The sequence below is a fragment of the Alicyclobacillus sp. CIJ1 genome (assembly GCF_057538885.1).
Window position 1 is genome coordinate 63326 of sequence record NZ_BAAJPH010000143.1, and the last position, 15904, is coordinate 79229.

Genomic DNA, 15904 nt, shown 5'->3' on the forward strand with positions numbered 1-15904 from the left:
AGGTGGCGCGGAATGCGCGTGGTCATCCGAGGGCTCCTTGGGGACGAGTGGAAGGACGTGATCGCCGAGGATGGCTGGATCACAGACGTGGGCGAAGCGAAAATGGGCCAACTCACCGGTGCTCGGCTCATCGACACGGGAGCGCACCTGTTCCCTGGTTTCGTCGACGTGCACGTGCACGGAGGGGGCGGTGCGGACGTCATGGACGCCTCCATGGATGCGTTTGAACAGATTGCGACGACGCACGCCCGGCACGGGACGACTGCGCTCGTGTTGACGACGGTTGCCGCTTCGCGTGAGGCCACATCGGCGACGTTGTCGGCTTGGCGAAAGCCGGCGGAGTGGCGGGGGGCGGACGTGCTTGGCTTTCACCTGGAGGGCCCGTTCATCCATCCCGAGAGGCGCGGGGCTCATCCCGCCGAGCACGTGCGCACGCCATCTCCGGAAGAATTGAGAGCGTACGCGAGGGCGGGCCCGGTGCGCATCCTCACCATGGCGCCGGAGTTGCCAGGTGCGGATGAAACCCTTCTCACTGCCCGCGATCTCGGCATCCTCGTTTCGCTCGGCCACTCAGCGGCCACGTACGGCGAGGCGATGCGGGCGTTCGATTTGGGCGCGAAAAGCGCGACGCACCTGTTCAACGCGATGGAAGGTCTGCATCACCGGCGGCCAGGCCTGGCTGCCGCGGCGCTGGATCGCGCGGACGCGATGGTCGAACTCATCCTCGACGGTGTCCACGTTCATCCAGCGCTCGCGCGCCTCGCGATGCGCATCAAGGGGCGCCATGGCGTGATGCTCGTGACCGATGCTGTATCGGTGGTGGACATGCCGGAGGGGCGGTACGGGTTTGCCGGTAGCGAGGTGGTCTACGAGGATGGCGTTGTGCGTCGACCGGACGGGACGCTTGCGGGCAGCGCGTTGACGATGGAGCGCGCGGTGCAGATGGGCCTCGCGCACCGCGTATTTTTGCCCAGGGACGTGCCGTACGTGGCGGCCGCAAACGCCGCGCGCCTCTTGGGCGAGCGGCGTGGGCGGATCGAGCCGGGATATCGAGCGGACCTCGTAGCTCTCTCAGAGGCGGGCGCCGTCACCCACACCATCGTCGGCGGCCGGCTCGTGCACTCCGCGTAGACACGCAAATGGGTGAACACCTTGTGAACCGCCCGTCGTCGGGACCGCCCTCGCCAAAACGGGGTCGCGATGATACAATGTACATCATGTCTATCGGTTTACTTTATTTATGGCGATCTGACGGGATCGCATGCGTGAGGAGGAGTTGGCTTGTCAGTGACGGAACGCGAACGTGACGCGGTGCAGGAGCATCTGGTGCCGACGGATCAGGCGGAAGAAGCGCGGCGGTCTTGGTCCGCGCTCAAGGCCATTCAGCTGGACGAGATCGCCGTGTCCGATCTATACCAGCTGGGCATTGGCGCATTTTCCCCTCTGGACGGATTTGTTTCGCAGGAGGACTACCACTCGATTGTGGAGACCATGCGCCTCACGACGGGGCACATCTGGTCCATCCCCGTGACGTTGCCCGTCTCGGAGGACGTGGCACGCACGCTGCGGCTGGACGACACGGTGGCGCTCGTGCGGCCGGACGGCGTGATTTGCGGGCGCATGACCATTCTGCATATGTATCGCCCCAACTTGGATCACGAGGCGGAGCAGGTTTACCGGACGCGGGATTTGGAACACCCTGGCGTCCGGCGGCTCTACGAGCGCGGGGGCGTGTATCTGGGAGGCCCCGTGGAAGTGCTGCCAGATGAGCGCGTGGACGAGTTCACGCCATACGCGTACACGCCCAGGCAGACGCGCGCCGCGTTTCAGGAGCGCGGGTGGCGCACCATCGTCGGGTTTCAGACTCGAAATCCGGTGCATCGCGCGCACGAATACATTCAGAAGGTGGCGCTCGAAGTGGTCGACGGGCTGTTCCTGAACCCGCTGGTCGGGCCCACCAAGGCGGACGACGTCCCGGCCGACGTGCGCCTTCGCGCGTATCAGGCCATCCTGGAGCACTACTATCCGCGGGATCGCGTGTTTTTCGGCGTGTACAAGGCCGCCATGCGCTACGCCGGTCCTCGGGAGGCCGTCATGCACGCATTGGTGAGGCGGAACTTCGGCTGCACGCACTTCATCGTCGGGCGCGATCACGCCGGCGTGGGCAACTACTACGGCACCTTCGACGCGCAGCGGATTTTTGATCAGTTCGACGTTGCGGAGCTCGGCATCACGCCGTTGTTCTTCGACAATGCGTTCTACTGCCGCAAATGTCAGGGCATGGCGACCGCGAAGACGTGTCCGCACGGCGACGAACATCACGTGACGCTGTCGGGCACCAAGGTGCGCCAGATGCTGCGAGAGGGCATTGCACCGCCGCCCGAGTTTAGCCGCCCGGAGGTCGTCCAAGTTCTGATGGAGTATTACGCGAAACAGGCTTAAACTAGACGGTAGGCCCGCGAAGGCCGAGTCAAGCGAGCTTGGAGGCTTGTCGTGATGACAGAACGACCGCTCCTGAGTCTGGACGAACACCTGTGCTTCGCCGTGTACGCCTGCGCCCGCGAAACGATGCGACTCTATCGCTCGTTCTTGGAGCCCCATGGGCTGACCTTTCCCCAATACATGGTGCTGGTCGCGCTGTACGAACTCGGCGCATGCACAGTGAAGGCGCTCGGGGAGCGGCTTTACCTGGATTCTGGCACGCTAACCCCACTTTTGAAGCGAATGCAGGAGAGCGGCCTCGTGGACCGGCGGCGAGACACCGATGACGAGCGCAAGATGTGCGTGTCGCTGACGGAAAAGGGGCGCGCGTTGCGCGAAGAGCTCGGCGTGGTCCCCGACTGTGTCAAGGATCAGATTGACGACCTTCAGGACGAGGAAATCGCGGATCTCCGGGCGCGCGTGCGCGCCTTGCTCGAGCGCATCCACCGCGCAAACGAACGGTTGTCCGGCGAGTAGGGAAGGCCGATAACGGGCCGTGGCAAGCCGATGCGGGCTGTGCGCGCTTCCGCTGAATAGGCCAGCGCCGGGTGGCCGTCACATCCGTACATTTCGAGGAGTGACGTTTCTCCGACGCGGGCCTCCGCCGGCTGGATCACCCACGGCCGGTGAACCACGCGGGTCTCGAGCACCATGCCGAGGGCGTGCGCATAAAGTGCGTACCGATTGAGAAGCCATGCCTCGATGGAGTCGGGCGCGGGCTCATACCAAGGCATGCGGCTACCGGCCCGACGAAACCCGAGGGACAGCGCCGGCCCGCGGCCCGCTCGGCTCACCAGGCCCACGGTGAGGCCATTTCCCGCCTCCCTCACGGCCATGTCCGCCGGCTCGAACGGCAGCGCGTAAGCGAGTTTTCCGAGCCGTGCGGGCCACGCCCGACTCGTCTCCAAGCGGAGGAACCACACGCCCGGCTCTCCTCCGCGCCGGACGTAGGTGCGGAGGTTCAGTTGCCAAAACCTGCGCATGCCCCGGATGGGCGGCAGTCCCCGCAGGCGAAACGGATCCACAGAAAACAACACCGCGCTGACGTACGCATGCCCGTCGAACCGGTCGAGCTCCAGTCCCGGCGGAATGTGGCGCATCAGAACATCAGGATCGACGCGCCAGTGCGCCATCGCCAGGTGCCGCCACGTTTGTTCCACACACCATGCCTCTCGCATAGACCTTCCCCCTTCTTGGGTATCGTGTGCGCGGCTTCGCGGGACATCACCAGCAAGTTTTGCTAACATGAAGGCGAAGAGAGGTGTGCCGGTTGACACCCTCGTACAAGGGTCGATTTGCGCCGAGTCCCACCGGCTATTTGCACGTGGGCAACGCCTGGGTGGCCATCCTCGCCTGGCTCGACGCGAGGCAAAAGGGCGGTGCGTTCATCCTGCGCGTCGAAGATCTGGACGAGGCGAGGTCCCGCGACGTGTACCGCGAGGCGATGATGGAAGATCTGCGTTGGCTCGGCGTCGATTGGGACGAAGGCCCAGACGTGGGCGGGCCCGCTGCGCCGTACGAGCAACGCTTTCGGCGCGGATTGTACGAGCAGGCGCTTGCGCGCCTCCAAGAAGCACGCGAACTGTACCCGTGTTTCTGCGCGCGATCTCGGCTTTTGTCCATCGCCTCGGCGCCACAAGGGCAAGGGCTGTTCTCCGATGAGCCCCGTTACGATGGCTGCTGTCTTCGGCTTTCGGACGCCGAGCGGGCGGAACGAGCCGCGAGCAAGCCGCCGTCGTTTCGCCTTCGCGTCTCAGACGAGGCGCTTGTCACGGTCGACGATCGCCTGCTCGGCCGGACCACCGCTCGGCCGGCCGAAGGCGGCGACTTCGTCGTCCGCCGGGCGGATGGGGTGATTGCGTATCACCTGGCCGTGGTCGTCGACGATCACGCCATGGGCGTCACCGACGTGATCCGCGGCGCCGATTTGTTTCCGTCGGCGTTTCGCCAGGTCTATCTCGCTGAGCGCCTGGGCTATGCGCCGCCGCGCTACGCGCACGTGCCGCTCGTGGTGGACGAGGAAGGGCGGAGGCTCGCAAAGCGCCACGGGGACCTGTCGCTCCGCGCCCTTCGCCAGGCGGGCGTGCGGTCCGAGCATCTCGTCGGATTCCTTCTGTGGCTTGCTGGGCAACTGGACCGCCCGGAGCCTGTGCGTCTAGCCGAGGTCATGGACCGGTTCGATCTCGCCCGGTTGCCTCGCCATCCCGTCGTATGGCGGGCGGCGTACACGAGGTGGCTTCAGGCGCATGCCGATGTGTAGCGGAGGAAACGCTGTGCAGAGAATCTCCTGCAGGAGGATGAAACCGTGAGCAAAGCGATTGAAGTGGGGAAGACCCATCTGTTCATCGACGGCGACTGGGAAGAGGCGGCGCGCCACGTCGAACTGCGGAGCCCGTACAGCGGAGAGCCCCTGGCGAAGATTGGGTACGCGTCGCCGGAACAGGCGGCGCGGGCCATCGAGGTGGCCGCGCGAGCGCAAAAGTCGTTTCGCAAGGTGCCGGCCTGGCAGCGGGCGCAGATCCTGCGCAAGGTGGCGGAGATCATCGCCGACCGGAAAGAAGAGCTCGCCGAGACCATCGCGCGCGAGGCGGCCAAGCCCATCCGGGCCGCGCGCCAGGAGATTGACCGGACCATCGAGACATACCGCTTCTCGGCCGAGGCGGCCAAGTCCATCCGCGGCGAGACGGTGCCTATGGATGCAGCCCCGCGCGGCGAACACCACGTGGCGTTCACGCTTTGGGAGCCGCTTGGCGTCGTGACGGCCATCACGCCGTTCAATTTCCCGATGAACCTGGTGGCGCACAAGGTCGGCCCGGCCATCGCGGCGGGGAACGCGATTGTGCTGAAGCCGGCCGAGCAGACGCCGCTTTCGGCCCTAGTTCTCGGCCACATTTTCCAGGACGCGGGCCTGCCGCCTGGGGTGCTGAACATCATCCCGGGAGACGGCAAGGAGTTGAGCGAGGTGCTGACGACGCACCCGGACGTCGCGTTTGTGACCTTCACGGGAAGCCCGGCGGTGGGCAAGATCATCCGCCAGCAGGCGGGCCTGCGGCGCGTGACGCTGGAGCTCGGTTCGAATTCGCCGCTCGTGGTGGATGACGGCTTCACCGCGCACGAGCTCGACAAGATGGCGGCCGAGATCGTCCAGGGCGGGTTTTCGTACAACGGACAGGTGTGCATCTCGATTCAGCGCGTGTACATCCACGACGCGGTGTACGACGAGTTGGTGGAGCGGATTGTGAGCGGCGCGAAGGCGCTCAAAGTGGGCGATCCGCTTGACGAGGCGACGGATGTCTCGGCGCTCATCAACGAGCAGGCGGGCGTGCGGCTCAAGGCGTGGCTGGACGAGGCCGTCGATCGCGGCGCCAAGGTGCTTGTCGGAGGGCGGATTGAGGGCAACCGCATGGAGCCGACGGTGGTGACGGGCGTCCCGCTCGATGCGAAGCTGTGCACGGAGGAGGCGTTTGGGCCCATCCTGCTCGTGGAGCGGGTCTCGAGCTTCGAGAAGGGGCTGGAACTCGCGAATCGCAGCAAATTTGGGCTGAACGCAGGTGTCTTCACGAAGCGGATGGACCACGCCATGCTGGCCATCGAGACGGTGCAGGCGGGGGCGGTGCTCATCAACCAGGTGCCGACGTACCGCGTGGATCATATGCCGTACGGCGGCGTGAAGGAGAGCGGCGTCGGACGCGAGGGCGTGCTGTACGCGATGTACGACATGATGGAAAGGAAGCTCGCCGCCATTCGCACGAACTTCTGAGCATCTGAAGAGCCAAAAGACCGGGCCCGCGGCGAGCAGGTGAGTCTCTCCCGTGGGCCCGGTGCCTGGTTTCGGAACGGATTAGTAGGCGCCGCGGATAAAGGGAAGCACCTCGTCCTCATAAAACCGGCGCAGTCGCGCGCGCTCATCCGGGGAGAAGGGCCTGACCTCGAGCGCGGCCAGATTGTCTTCCACCTGGTGCCGGTTTTTGAAGCCCGGGATGGCGCAGGTCACCTCGCCGTGATCCAGGATGAAGCGGAGCGCGGCTCGCGTCATGTTGCCGCGGCCTTCGCCGATCCAGCGCAGCTTCTCCGCCAACTCGACGCCCTTCGCAAACCCGAGGCCGGCGAACGTCTCCCCCACGTTGAACTGCTCACCGTGTTCGTTGAACGAGCGGTGGTCGTCGGGATCGAAGCGGTGGTCGGGCTTGAACTTGCCGGTCAACAGGCCGCTCGCGAGCGGCAGTCGGGCGAGGATGCTCACCCCCTGCGCCTTGGCTTTGGGAAGCAACTCCTCAGCCGGTTTCTGACGGAAGATGTTGAAGATGACCTGCAAGGCTCGGACGCCCGGGACCTGAAGGCACAAAAGCCCCTCTTCGACCGTCTCCACGCTGACGCCGTAGTACCGAATTTTTCCTTCTGACTGCAGCTTGTCTAGCACCTCGAACACGGCGCCATCGCGGAGGATCTCGGTGGGCGGACAATGGATCTGGTACAGGTCGACAACCTCCCGCCGCAGTCTGCGGAGACTTCCCTCGAGGAAGCGGCGCACCGAGGATTCGCTGTAGGTGGCCGGATCGTGAATGTCGCCCGCTCGGCAGAACTTGGTGGCGATATAGATCTCCTGTTCGCGTCCCCTCGTGGCCTTTGCCAGCAGTTCCTCACTTCGGCCGTTGCCGTACACGTCCGCGGTATCAAAGAAGTTGACGCCCGCGTCCATCGCGGCGGCCAGCCCGTCGAGGGCATCGCGTTCGTCCACGCGCCCCCAGTCTCCTCCAATGGCCCAGGTCCCAAAGCTGATTTCGCTCACTTGCAGTTCGCCCAATGGCCGGTAGTTCATTCGCTCGCCTCCCCGACGAATGCGCTTTCGCTACCAAGGATACCCATCGAAGTGGGCGCCCGGCGTCATCGAGCCGGGCGAGCCCGCAGGTAGTAGATGGGTTGTCCCAGCTGACGGAACCTCGTCTCGTATTCGGTCTGCACGTATTTGCCCGACAACGTCCCGCCCGGATCGCCCGGTGGAAACCCTCGCTCGACCTCCGCGATTTCCCAACCGCTCGCGCGGAAGGACTCGAGCGACCACTCGAAGAACTCGAGGTTGTCGGTTTTCTGCTCGAGCCAGGCTTCCGGCCGCATCCACTGCGCGTACCACGCGAGCTTGGCCGGCGCCGTCAGGCGCCGCTTGTGATGGCGCTTTTTCGGCCAGGGATCCGAGAAATTCAGATACAGCCATGCCACCCTTGGTTCCGTCCACAGAGGGCCGAAGCGCTCGACGTCTCCGACGAGAAACGAGAGGTTGCCGAGACCGTCCAGCGCAGCGCCATAGGCTGCTTTCGCGGCGACAGCCAGAACTCTGTCCACGCCGACGAAGCGCGTTTCGGGATGCAGGCGGGCCATTTGACGGATGAATCCGCCGCGGCCGCAGCCAATTTCGAGCGCGATGGGCTCGGTCAGGGCCTGGTACCAAGCGGCGGGATCGCCCTGGTACGCGTCGAACAGATGATCACGACCGCCTTCCAACCATTTCTCGAGGCGGTGTCCCGTGCGAAAGCGCATCTTGTCTCCCTCACTTCTCGCTCGATGGTACAAAAGACCTGGCGGCCAATGCAAGCGACGTGACGGGCCGATGCAGCAACTGGTACAATGAGGACGAAGGGGGGCGATCCGCATGGGCGAAGCGCTGTTGATTGTCGACATGTCCAACGATTTCGTTCACGACGAGGGTACCCTGACGGTCGGCAAGCCCGGACAGGCTATCGTGCCCTATATCGTTTCTCTCGCGGACCGCATGCTCGCCTCGCGAGGCGTGGTGGCCGTTTGCATGGACGAGCACGACCCCGATGACCGCCACTTTCGCGACTGGCCTCCGCACAACGTGCGCGGTACGTGGGGGCAACAGTTGTATGGGGATTTGGCCACGTGGTACGAGCGGCACAAGGAGCACCCTGACGTGTGGTATGTCCCCAAGCGGAGTTACAACGCCTTTTACGGCACTGGACTGGGAGGGCGTCTGCGCGAGCGCGGCGTGGATGTCGTCCACGTGTGCGGTGTGTGCACGGACATCTGCGATTTTCTGACCGTCGCGGGCGCGTACGACGAGGGGTTTCATGCCGTGGTGCACCGACAGGGATGCGCCACCTTTACGGATCTCGGCGACATCTTCCTGGAGCACATGCGCAGGCTGTTTCACGCCGAGATCGCCTGAAGGTTCAGCCGAGGGGCTGCCATGTGTCGCCCGCGTCGGACGATTCGTACAGGGTTGGCGTCAGCCGAGCGTCGAGCGCCACGAGGAAAAAGGCATTGGGAGAGGGCGACGACAAATCGACGGAAGCCGCATCCGCAACGCTCGCAGGCAGGCCTACGGCGGTCTGGGTGTACCAGGTCTGGCCGCCGTCGGGGCTCACCATCCACGTCTGCTGCCCGGATTTGTCTTCCAGCGCGGCGAGATCGCCGGCGGGCGAGGCGCACATGGCCTCCAGGTTGTCGACGCCGATCTCGGCCACATCCCAATTGGAGCCGTAAGACGAGTTCATCACCAGGAGCTGCGAAGCAGAGCCCACCTGGACCTCGATGGCGAGTTGGAGCGCTTCTCCAGGCCCGGCGAGCACGAGTTCCACGGACGGAGGCTGCGTGATGCCGCTCGGGAGACTGATGCTCGTGGGCTGCCAATGGAGGCCGCCGTCGTTGGTCTCTACGACGTCCACCTCCTTCTCCAGGTCATCTACCACGACCATCAAGCCCGTCTTGCCATTGGGCGCGAACGACATCGCGGTGCGGACCCCATTATGTGGCAGGTCACCCGTGGATGTGGCCACGAGTTGCCATGAGTTCCCGCCGTTCTCCGTTCGATACAAGTACTTGGCCGCAACGCCGCCGTAACCGGCGCTTTCAAAGAGCATCCAGCCCAGTCTCCCGGCCATCCACTGGCCGGCGGCAAACTGAATCGCTCCTGCTGGCAGCGCAAGCGTCGTCTCACGCCAGTGCCGTCCCGCATCCTTGGTGATCCAGACGCGAGCCGCCTGACGGCTCACGCTCACCAGCGACCACATGGTGGAGGAGTCGATCACGGCCGCCACGTCGTGCGCGCCTCCCGGCCCATAGGCGGAGACGTCGTCGGTCGGCAACGTCGGCAGGGGTACCGATTTCCACGTGTGTCCGCCGTCCGCTGTCTCGTACATGACAAAGCGGTTGGCGCGATAGCCCCACAGCAGCCCGGTTCGAGTGGTGATCATGCGCATGTGCACGTCAATGGCGCGCAGGCTCGAGGCCAGGGTGGCCACTTGCGCACTCGCACGTGACGCAAGGCGCACACCCGTCGCGACGGATGCCTGGCCTGCCGATGGGGCGCGGACCCCGGCAGAGGTGTGCGGGTGGGAAGGCGAATCGGTTCCGCATCCCGACAGGATGACCACGACAGCTGCCATTCCCAAACGCACGAGCGTTGACGGACGCATAGAGACCCTCCTCCGGTTCGGGGCGTCGCGGCCGAGCATCTCGACCGATTGTGATCTATCATGAACAATAGGCGCTTTACAGCCGGAACACAAGCGAAGCCATACATGCCAACTGTGGAGGGGAACAAACGCCATGCCGGCACTCGGGCCTTGGCTGACGGCGCTTGGCGCCATGGTCTTGACCTCGCCCCTCGTCGTGCAGCCAGACGTCAGCTCATCATCGAACGGCACCGCGGACATCCAAGTGGCTCGCGAGGCTCGCGCGGCGCTCGCTTCCCAGCGAAGCCATGTGCTCGTGGCGCTCGGAGACTCCATCACATTCGGCTACAATCTTGGAAACAACGAGAAGCCATCACCGCTCGCGTTTCCGTATCTGTTCGCGAAAAAGGAAGGGTGGCGCGCCGTCGATCTCGGCGTGCCCGGTTGGACGTCTGGGGATCTGTTGCGGGCGCTGACGACGGACGCCGCGATGCGCTCCGACGTTGCCGCCGCGCAGGTCGTCACCGTCGACATTGGCAGTAACGATCTGTTGCTTCCCGCGCTCGCGATGCTGCCGAAGGGCGCGGACTGGGCGCGGGTCACGCCGACCTCGTCACAGGCGGCCAGGTTGTCGTCAGAACTCGCCCGGGGCGTTCAGGACGTGCGAAGCAACCTGGCATCCATCCTCGGCTTGTTGCATCGGTACAATCCGCGGGCGACCGTGATTGTCTACGATCTCTACAATCCCTTTCCGGCGTCGGACCCATGGCTGCACCAGACCGCGGAAGCCGCGATTGTAGCGGCGAACGCGGCCATCGTCGCCGATGCCGTTTCAGATGGCGATCCCGTCGCGGACGCGTATGACACGCTGACGCAGCCTGCCGCGGACATTCTGCCGCACGACGTGCATCCGACCGCGCTCGGACAGCGCCTCCTGGCCGAAGCTGGGGAACAGGCGCTCGCCATGGCCCCCATGTTCCAAGCGGCGGCCACGCCGCAGGGGCAAAACGCCATCCTGCAGTGGCTCGGCGACCAGCTCGCGGACGGTACCTGGTGAGGGCGTATAACCGTGCGCGCCCGCCGCGAGCGCAAGTGAGAGCGAGTGGCCGCGCGGAGAGAAGAAACACTGGAGAGAAGAGAAGATAGAAGCCAACACGAAGGGGGAGATTCTGTGAAGTCGGAAGTGGAGATGACCAACACTCGCACCCTCGCCGAGGCGCCCACTTCGTTCGGCGCTCGCTTGCGCTTGGCCGCGCTCCTCGGGAGCTTGACCGCGATTGCGCCACTCTCTATCGACATGTACCTGCCGGCGCTGCCCTCCATGGCGCGTGATTTGCACGCCGCCACGTCGGTCGCCCAGCTCAGCCTCACGGCGTGTCTTCTCGGTTTGGCGGTCGGCCAGCTTTTTGCCGGGCCCTTGAGCGATGCGCTCGGCCGCAAGCGCCCGCTGCTCGTCGGGCTGGGCCTGTATCTCTTGGCCTCCTTCGCGTGTGGCCTGATGCCGAGCGCGTGGGGGCTCGTCGCCGTCCGCCTGGTGCAAGGGCTTTGTGGATCCGCGGCAATCGTCATCGCGCGAGCCATCGCTCGGGACTTGTTCAGCGGTGTGGAACTGACGCGGTTCTTTTCGCTGCTCATGTTGGTCAACGGCGTGGCGCCGATTCTCGCGCCGGTCATCGGCGGCCAGTTGCTCCGCTTCACCGACTGGCGAGGCGTGTTCGTCATCCGTCGGCGCGGCGCTGTGGCTCTGGTCGCTCGTCGCTCTGCGGGAGACGCTCGAAGTGGAGCGCCGGAACCGGGCGGGGCTCGTCGGTGCCCTGCGCGCGTTTGGCGTGCTGTTTCGCGATCCCGTCTTTGTCGCCTACGCCTTTTCGCAGGGGCTGGTGTCGGCCGCGATGTTCGCGTACATCTCGGGGTCGCCCTTCGTACTTCAGGACATCTACGGGCTCTCGCCGCAGGCGTTCAGCGCGTGCTTTGCGGCCAACGGCATCGGGATCGTGATTGCCTCCCAGGTCTCCGGGCATCTGGCCCGGCGCATCGAGGGGCGGAAGATCTTCCGCTTCGGCGTGAGCCTCGCCGCGCTCGGGGGACTTGGGCTTCTCGCGAGCGTCCTTCTCGGGCTTGGGCTTCCTGGGATTCTGCCGTCGCTCTTCGTGCTTGTCTCGTGTGTCGGCATCGTGAGTACTGTGGGATCGTCGCTGGCCATGCAGCATCACGGCAAGCAGGCCGGCAGCGCAGCCGGCCTCATTGGCGTGTCCCAACTTTTGCTCGGCGCAGCCGCGACGCCTCTCGTGGGGCTTGGCGGATCGCATGACAGCCTGCCCATGGGCGCCGTCATCGCGGTGGCAGACGTAGGCGCGCTCGCGTGGTACGTGCTGTGGTCCCTGGTCATGGTTCGCTCCAAGAGGGAGGTGGTTTCATGAGCGAGACCGGAACGCCGCCTCGCCCGGCGCTCGATCCGTACGAGGAAGAGAGACAGCATCTGGAACAGGTGCGAAACATCATTCGAGGGGCGCTCGACGCGGGGCCCAGGATGCCGGTTCGGGACGAGGACGACGAAGATGCAGACGAGGCCCTGACGGCCGACGTCGTCGCTGACGTGGCGGTCGCCGAGATGGCAGAGGAGCGGCGCCACCAGCTCCGGCGGGCGCTCAACGATCCATACTTCGGCCGCATTGACTTTCAGCCTGAGGGGGAGGCCCCTCAGAAGCTCTACATCGGCAAGCAAGGCATCGATCACCCGTCGACCGGCGAGCGCGTGGTCCTCGATTGGCGCGCCCCTGCCGCCAGCGTGTTTTACTCCTTCACCGGCCAGGGAGACGAGGCGCGCTACGAAGCTCCAGGCGGCGAGGTCCGCGGCACCGTGTCGCTCAAGCGAAACATCGTCGTGCGCGACGGCGATCTCGTCCGGGTCGTCGACAGCTACGTGAAAGGGCAGACGCAGGCGGGCAGCGTCGACGAATTTTTGCTCTACCGCCTCGCGGATTCTAAGGACAGCCGGCTGCACGACATCGTGGCCACGATTCAGGCGGAGCAAAATGAGGTCATTCGCGCGGATAAGAATGTGCCCATCCTCATTCAGGGCGTCGCAGGAAGCGGAAAAACGACGGTCGCACTGCATCGGCTCGCCTATCTGCTGTATCAGCATCCCGAAAAGCTGAGGGCGGAGAAGATGGTCATCTTTGCGCCTTCCGCGATGTTCGTGGATTACATTTCCGAGGTGCTGCCCGAACTCGGCGTGGGGGACGTCCAGCAAACGACGTTCGCGGCGTTTGCGCTCCGCGTGTTGGACCATGTGGTGCTCCTGCCCGATCCGGCCAAGCGACTCCGCGAGCGGTTCGCGCTTCGGCCGTCGCAGGCGTACGAGGCGATGCGGCGCGAGATCGAGGTGAAGGGGCGGGTTGAGACGCTGGAGGCCCTCCAAGCCTTCCTGCAGGATATGGAGAAAAAGATGGTGCCAAGTCGGGACGTCCCGTCTCCGGTTGGGCCGCCCATTTCTGCAGAAACCATCGCTCGCTGGTTTCACGTGGAGTACGCGCGCTACCCGGTGCGCCAGCGGCGCGATCGCGTGGTCGCCCGTGTGAAGCGGCAGTGGGAGATGCAGGCGAAGGATGCGGGCAAGGCGGATAAGTCCATCAAGCGGCAGATTGCGGCCGCCGCGCGGGAGTTCGAGCGGGCGTGGCCGGACCTCGAGCCTCTGCCCATCTACGAGTCGTTCCTGCGGCATCATCCGGATCTGTCGCTTGCGTCCATCCAGCGTCCTGCAAAATACGGGGCGCGGCCGCTCGTGGAACCGGAAGATCTGCCGCTGCTCCTTGCCATTCACCAGTGGCTTCACGGGGTGGACGCGCGGGATGTGTTTCACCATGTCGTGATCGACGAAGCGCAGGATTTTTCTCCGGCGCACATCCGGGTGCTGCAGGCGTACTGTCCAAGCCTGTCCTTTACCATTCTCGGGGACCTGTCTCAGAGCATTCACAGCGAGGCGGGATTCCGGGACTGGGATGAGGTTCGCGCGCTATTTCCAGGTGGAAGCCGGTACGTGGAAATGTCGGTGTCGTACCGCTCAACTTATGAGATTGTCTCGTTCGCAAACCGGATCCTCGAACCCTTCCGGCCGAAGGTCGTGGCGAAACCCGTGTTTCGCAGCGGCGATCCTGTCGTCGTCGAGCCCGTCGCGTGGGACAGTCGGTTCGATGCGCTGATGGAGCGGCTGTCGGCAGAAAGCCGGAGGGCGACGACCATCGCGGTATTGACGCGGACGGAAGAGGATGCGCACGTCTATCATCAGATGTGCCTGGAGTCGGGACTCGACGCTCACCTTCTCACGGCCGCCCAGACGCACTACGAAGGTGGTATCAGCGTCGTGCCCGTTTACCTGGCCAAGGGTCTCGAGTTCGACAGCGTCATCCTTGTGGACGCCGACGAGGCCCATTACCGCGCCGACGAGCGGGATGCGAAACTGTTGTACGTCGGATGCACGCGAGCGTTGCATCGCTTGCGGCTGTTGTACTGTGACCGCCCGTCGCCGCTCATCGAGTGGGCCGTGGCCGATTAAATTCTTGTCTTTTGGCGCCGAAACAGGGGATTTCGGCGCCTTTCTTTCGCAAACAAGTGCCAAGAAAGACAAGAACGATGGAATTTACGACTCCCCTGTGCGCAGGGATTCTTTTATAATGTTTCGAGAGAAACCGTTTTCATTCCTCGTGGGGCGCGAGGGGAGGGCTAACGTGAGCGTGCGCATGCCGAAAAAGAGCAATGTTTCATCCTCGCTGCACGCCATCCGAGAAGTTCGCACGAGCTGGCCGTCTGTCACCTGGGACGTGCTGCAGCAACACCCCGTGGAACTCGATTTCCGAGAAGTGAAAAGGGCGCTGGAAAGCGTGCGGGATCGCCAGGCGTGGCTGGTGGTCGTCGTACGCAGTTCGCGCGTCGTGCCGATTTACCCGTTTTTGGCGCAGATTCAGTCGGCGGGTTTCGACTGTGTGCATCTCGTGTCGTGTGACGCGGCCACGTACGTCGTCACGCTCGCGGCTCATCACCCGGAGCGGGCCATGGAGGGCTTCGAGTCCGCACTCGCGAGGTTGGCCGCGGATCGGACGCTCGTCGGCGTGAGCACCGCGTGCGATGAGCGGGAGGTGGTGCGCTGGTGGCAGGCGCTGATGGAGGCCACGGCCGCGTCGCACTGGAACGTGTTTGAATCGTCGGCATACTCGCAGGGAAGGCGCGAGTTGGCGCCGCTCCATGAAGAGGACAGAACGCGGTTGATCACGCGGGCCGTCACCCAGCTTGGCGATCGCGGCTATGAGGGCATCGCTTCGGTGGTGGAGGACTGGTTCGCGCAGTTGGCGGAGCGGCCGACGAAGCTCGAAGACGTGGCGGAACTCTGCGCTCAGTTCATCATGGCAGCCGTCGGCCAGCGCCAGGCAGACGGGCGGGATCGGATGCTCCAAGTTCCCATCTCGACGCGCCAATGGCTCCGCTTTGTGGCGGAAGAATGTCCAAAATGGTGGGACTGGCGCGACAAGCTGAAGCACGCGCTGATGGTGGTGCTCGGGCGAGAAGAGGCGGCGCGCACGGCTCACAGCGCGCAAATCGGTCAGGTCATCGAGATCATCGAACGGCACTATGACTCGGATCTCGACGTAGCCACACTTGCCAGCCAAGTTTTTCTGAGCCCGAGCTACCTGTCCAAGCGATTCAAGAGCGAGACGGGCATGACGATTCGAGAGTTTATTGTGCAAACGCGCCTGAACAAGGCGAAGGATCTGCTGTTGCGCGATTTTCACCTCAAGGCGTACGAGGTGGGTGCACACGTTGGGTATCCGGATCCCACGTACTTCAACAAACTGTTCAAGCGGCAGGTGGGGCTCACGCCAAAGGCGTTTCGCGATCGCGCCATGCGGCAAGCTCGGGGATTCAAGCAGGAGGATTCTCGGTCTAGTTGATGCAGGGGCCATCTGACGGCCGTCCGGCGGGGCCACGAAGGCCACCGCGGGCGGCCCTCTTTCATG

Annotated in this window: 13 protein-coding genes and 1 pseudogene; 10 read left to right on the forward strand and 4 right to left on the reverse strand. The window is 64.5% G+C overall.

The genetic code is table 11. From position 1 onward, the window contains the following. The first annotated feature begins 12 nt into the window (after nt 1–12). The 3 genes from nagA to AC27E8_RS13320 all read left to right on the forward strand — a co-directional run bounded on the left by nagA (nt 13) and on the right by AC27E8_RS13320 (nt 2958). Nucleotides 13–1131 (forward strand): N-acetylglucosamine-6-phosphate deacetylase, encoded by a 1119-nt coding sequence (gene nagA / locus AC27E8_RS13310; RefSeq protein ID WP_487099766.1) that lies wholly within the window; start codon nt 13–15, stop codon nt 1129–1131. 150 nt (nt 1132–1281) lie between these two features. Then, the gene (gene sat, locus AC27E8_RS13315; RefSeq protein ID WP_487099767.1) at nt 1282–2442 is read left to right on the forward strand and encodes a sulfate adenylyltransferase; all 1161 of its coding nucleotides are present in this window, start codon (nt 1282–1284) and stop codon (nt 2440–2442) included. Nucleotides 2443–2496: 54 nt separating this feature from the next. Continuing rightward, the gene (locus AC27E8_RS13320; protein WP_487099768.1) at nt 2497–2958 is read left to right on the forward strand and encodes a MarR family winged helix-turn-helix transcriptional regulator; all 462 of its coding nucleotides are present in this window, start codon (nt 2497–2499) and stop codon (nt 2956–2958) included. Here AC27E8_RS13320 and AC27E8_RS13325 read toward each other — a convergent pair. Beyond that, nucleotides 2868–3659 carry a YqjF family protein gene (locus AC27E8_RS13325; protein WP_487111505.1) on the reverse strand — a complete coding sequence of 264 codons (792 nt, stop codon included), beginning with the start codon at nt 3657–3659 and terminating at the stop codon, nt 2868–2870. The genes AC27E8_RS13320 and AC27E8_RS13325 overlap by 91 nt on opposite strands. A 92-nt stretch (nt 3660–3751) precedes the next feature. On the opposite strand from AC27E8_RS13325, the gene gluQRS reads away from it, so the two are divergent. Together gluQRS and AC27E8_RS13335 are read left to right on the forward strand one after the other, a co-directional pair. Next, nucleotides 3752–4741 carry a tRNA glutamyl-Q(34) synthetase GluQRS gene (gene gluQRS, locus AC27E8_RS13330; protein WP_487099770.1) on the forward strand — a complete coding sequence of 330 codons (990 nt, stop codon included), beginning with the start codon at nt 3752–3754 and terminating at the stop codon, nt 4739–4741. Nucleotides 4742–4786: 45 nt separating this feature from the next. Then, nucleotides 4787–6241 carry an aldehyde dehydrogenase family protein gene (locus tag AC27E8_RS13335; RefSeq protein WP_487099771.1) on the forward strand — a complete coding sequence of 485 codons (1455 nt, stop codon included), beginning with the start codon at nt 4787–4789 and terminating at the stop codon, nt 6239–6241. An 81-nt stretch (nt 6242–6322) separates the two neighbouring features. Here AC27E8_RS13335 and AC27E8_RS13340 read toward each other — a convergent pair whose 3' ends face one another. Together AC27E8_RS13340 and trmB are read right to left on the reverse strand one after the other, a co-directional pair. Then, a complete protein-coding gene (locus tag AC27E8_RS13340) occupies nt 6323–7300 on the reverse strand; it encodes an aldo/keto reductase (protein ID WP_487099772.1) in 978 nt (325 codons plus the stop codon). 65 nt (nt 7301–7365) lie between these two features. After that, nucleotides 7366–8016 carry a tRNA (guanosine(46)-N7)-methyltransferase TrmB gene (gene trmB / locus AC27E8_RS13345; RefSeq protein ID WP_487099774.1) on the reverse strand — a complete coding sequence of 217 codons (651 nt, stop codon included), beginning with the start codon at nt 8014–8016 and terminating at the stop codon, nt 7366–7368. Nucleotides 8017–8128: 112 nt separating this feature from the next. Here trmB and AC27E8_RS13350 point away from each other — a divergent pair, with 112 nt between their 5' ends. Beyond that, nucleotides 8129–8665 carry a cysteine hydrolase family protein gene (locus tag AC27E8_RS13350; protein WP_487099775.1) on the forward strand — a complete coding sequence of 179 codons (537 nt, stop codon included), beginning with the start codon at nt 8129–8131 and terminating at the stop codon, nt 8663–8665. Between the two features lie 4 nt (nt 8666–8669). On the opposite strand, the gene AC27E8_RS13355 is transcribed toward AC27E8_RS13350, so the two are convergent. Further along, entirely contained in the window at nt 8670–9914 is a 1245-nt protein-coding gene (locus AC27E8_RS13355) for a WD40/YVTN/BNR-like repeat-containing protein (protein WP_487099776.1), read from the reverse strand. Between the two features lie 133 nt (nt 9915–10047). Here AC27E8_RS13355 and AC27E8_RS13360 point away from each other — a divergent pair, with 133 nt between their 5' ends. The 4 genes and pseudogenes from AC27E8_RS13360 to AC27E8_RS13375 all read left to right on the forward strand — a co-directional run bounded on the left by AC27E8_RS13360 (nt 10048) and on the right by AC27E8_RS13375 (nt 15838). After that, nucleotides 10048–10950: an SGNH/GDSL hydrolase family protein gene (locus AC27E8_RS13360; protein ID WP_487099777.1), complete on the forward strand. Its 903-nt coding sequence runs from the start codon at nt 10048–10050 to the stop codon at nt 10948–10950. A 132-nt stretch (nt 10951–11082) separates the two neighbouring features. Continuing rightward, nucleotides 11083–12313, forward strand: a pseudogene (locus tag AC27E8_RS13365) (multidrug effflux MFS transporter). After that, a complete protein-coding gene (locus AC27E8_RS13370) occupies nt 12310–14448 on the forward strand; it encodes a HelD family protein (RefSeq protein WP_487099778.1) in 2139 nt (712 codons plus the stop codon). Before AC27E8_RS13365 ends, AC27E8_RS13370 begins: the two are co-directional and overlap by 4 nt. Before the next feature lie 172 nt (nt 14449–14620). Beyond that, a complete protein-coding gene (locus tag AC27E8_RS13375) occupies nt 14621–15838 on the forward strand; it encodes a helix-turn-helix transcriptional regulator (RefSeq protein WP_487099779.1) in 1218 nt (405 codons plus the stop codon). Nucleotides 15839–15904: the final 66 nt, after the last annotated feature.

Excerpts from the sequence above, each read along its gene's own strand:
- AC27E8_RS13355 (WP_487099776.1), bottom strand. The coding sequence starts at position 9,914 with ATGCGTCCGTCAACGCTCGTGCGTTTGGGAATGGCAGCTGTCGTGGTC.
- AC27E8_RS13340 (WP_487099772.1), bottom strand. The coding sequence starts at position 7,300 with ATGAACTACCGGCCATTGGGCGAACTGCAAGTGAGCGAAATCAGCTTT.
- AC27E8_RS13350 (WP_487099775.1), top strand. The coding sequence starts at position 8,129 with ATGGGCGAAGCGCTGTTGATTGTCGACATGTCCAACGATTTCGTTCAC.
- AC27E8_RS13370 (WP_487099778.1), top strand. The coding sequence starts at position 12,310 with ATGAGCGAGACCGGAACGCCGCCTCGCCCGGCGCTCGATCCGTACGAG.
- nagA (WP_487099766.1), top strand. The coding sequence starts at position 13 with ATGCGCGTGGTCATCCGAGGGCTCCTTGGGGACGAGTGGAAGGACGTG.
- AC27E8_RS13360 (WP_487099777.1), top strand. The coding sequence starts at position 10,048 with ATGCCGGCACTCGGGCCTTGGCTGACGGCGCTTGGCGCCATGGTCTTG.
- trmB (WP_487099774.1), bottom strand. The coding sequence starts at position 8,016 with ATGCGCTTTCGCACGGGACACCGCCTCGAGAAATGGTTGGAAGGCGGT.
- AC27E8_RS13320 (WP_487099768.1), top strand. The coding sequence starts at position 2,497 with ATGACAGAACGACCGCTCCTGAGTCTGGACGAACACCTGTGCTTCGCC.
- AC27E8_RS13325 (WP_487111505.1), bottom strand. The coding sequence starts at position 3,659 with ATGCGAGAGGCATGGTGTGTGGAACAAACGTGGCGGCACCTGGCGATG.